Origin of the sequence: Flavicella sp., assembly GCF_029238425.1 — a bacterium.
Lineage (GTDB): Bacteria > Bacteroidota > Bacteroidia > Flavobacteriales > Flavobacteriaceae > Flavicella.
In genome coordinates, this window is record NZ_JAQWGB010000159.1 from 1 (window position 1) to 1,917 (window position 1,917).

1 protein-coding gene is annotated in these 1,917 nt (G+C 36.0%); it reads left to right on the top strand.

Going from position 1 to position 1,917, the window contains the following annotated elements; genetic code table 11:
- The first annotated feature begins 768 nt into the window (after positions 1-768).
- Positions 769-1,866 carry a DegT/DnrJ/EryC1/StrS family aminotransferase gene (locus P8H68_RS11125; protein ID WP_300324973.1) on the top strand — a complete coding sequence of 366 codons (1,098 nt, stop codon included), beginning with the start codon at positions 769-771 and terminating at the stop codon, positions 1,864-1,866.
- The last annotated feature ends 51 nt before the right edge of the window (positions 1,867-1,917 follow it).

Sequence of the window (1,917 nt, forward strand, 5' to 3'; positions counted from 1 at the left end):
AAGACAAAAAAGTCCAAGTCAAAGTCCAAGTTCTATTCCAGCATTTCATTCATTGTCTTATGCTTTCCTGTCCTTGTCCTAAGAAAATCTTCGTAGAAAATTCAACCACAAGAAGTGTTTTTTATCAAGGCGCTGTTTGAGAACGCAGTTCGAGTTCTTTTTGGTTAGTCTTTAAATTGTAAAATGATCGATGAAAGATCAAGACTTGATTTTTTTGAGGAGCTTGTGCTGAGCCTGTCGAAGTATATCAAGACAAAATGAAAAGAAACAACATGCTATCGTAGTATAGTAGTACCTGATTTGTAGTTTTGTGTTATAGTTAATACGCCAATTGTCACTTCGAGTGAAATTATGCATGAAATGAAGAATTTAGTATCGAGAAGTTTTTCCACCAAAACCTGTGTAGTTCTCGATACACTTCTCCTTTGTCGAAACACGGTCACTGAGGCCCTCGAAGTGCGGTCATTGACAGAGCATGATACTAAGATCGCTTCCGACTTCTATGACGGTTTAAAAAATGGAAATTCATTCATTAAATAAAAGATTGCTTCACTACGTTCGCAATGACGGCAGGATTGTGGGTTCCCGTCGTTGCCAGAGAAGTATAGATGTTGAGTTGGGTCATTGAGAGGAAGTTACGACCGCGGCAATCCGTTCCTTGAATAAAAGATTACTTTACTACATTTGTAATAGGGATGTCATCAAATCGTTTTGATTGCTCTTTACGGAGTTTAAGAAAGAAATAACAAAATATTGAAAAATTACAAAGTGAAATTATCAGTTCCATTAATGAATGGAAAGGAACAAGAATACATAGCCCATGCCATTTCAGAAAATGAAATTGGACCAAGGGGAAGATATTTAGAACTTTTCAAAAAAAATATTTCAGAATATATTGAGATTGAAAATGTTTCCTTGTTGAATTCAGGTACTTCTGCCATCCATTTAGGGCTAAAAGTTTTAGGAGTAAAAGAAGGAGATGTTGTACTTTGCAGCACTTTTACCTTCGCTGCCAGTGCTTTTACAATAGTATATTTGGGAGCCGAACCTGTTTTTGTTGATTCAGAATATGAAACATGGAATATGTGTCCTGAACAATTGGAAAAAGCAATTGTTTCAGAAATGAATTTAGGAAAAAAACCCAAGGCGATTGTTGTAGTGCATGCATACGGAATGCCAGCGAAAATGAATGAACTCATGGCAATAGCGAAGCATTATGATATTCCTGTATTGGAAGATGCTGCTGCTGCCTTTGGTTCAGAGTTAAACGGGCAAAAATGCGGTACCATTGGAGATCTTGGCGTGTTTTCTTTTAATGCCAATAAAATTGTCAGTACAGGAGGAGGAGGAGCTTTGGTAAGTCAGAATAAAAAGTATGTAGAACTTGCCAATTATTATGGGTCTCAAGCAAAAGATAAGGTAGACTTTTATAAACATTCCTCTTTAGGATATAACTATAGTATGTCGAACCTTACTGCAGCAATCGGTTGTGCTCAATTGGAAAGTTTAGAAGATAAGATTCAAGAGAGAAGGCATATTTATGAAAGCTATAAGAAGAGTATTCAGGCGATTGGTTTTCAAAAGGAGTTAGTTGGTATTCGTTCCAATAGATGGCTTACTTGCGGTACTTTGGAATCTCAGGTCGCTGTACAAAAAACAATGAATGCTGCGCTTTCAAAACAAATAGAAATAGGCAGACTTTGGAATCCAATGCATTGTCAGCCTTTTTTTTACAAATCCCGTAGTTATTTGAATGGATGTTCTGAGGATTTATTTAAAAAAGGTGTAACTTTGCCTAGCAGCGAAAATTTGACTTTAGAAATTCAAAAAGAAGTTGCCAAGATTATTTTAGACCAAAAAACCTAATGATTAGATCATACTTAATAAATTACGCTCAGAAAAATGTTTCGAGATGGC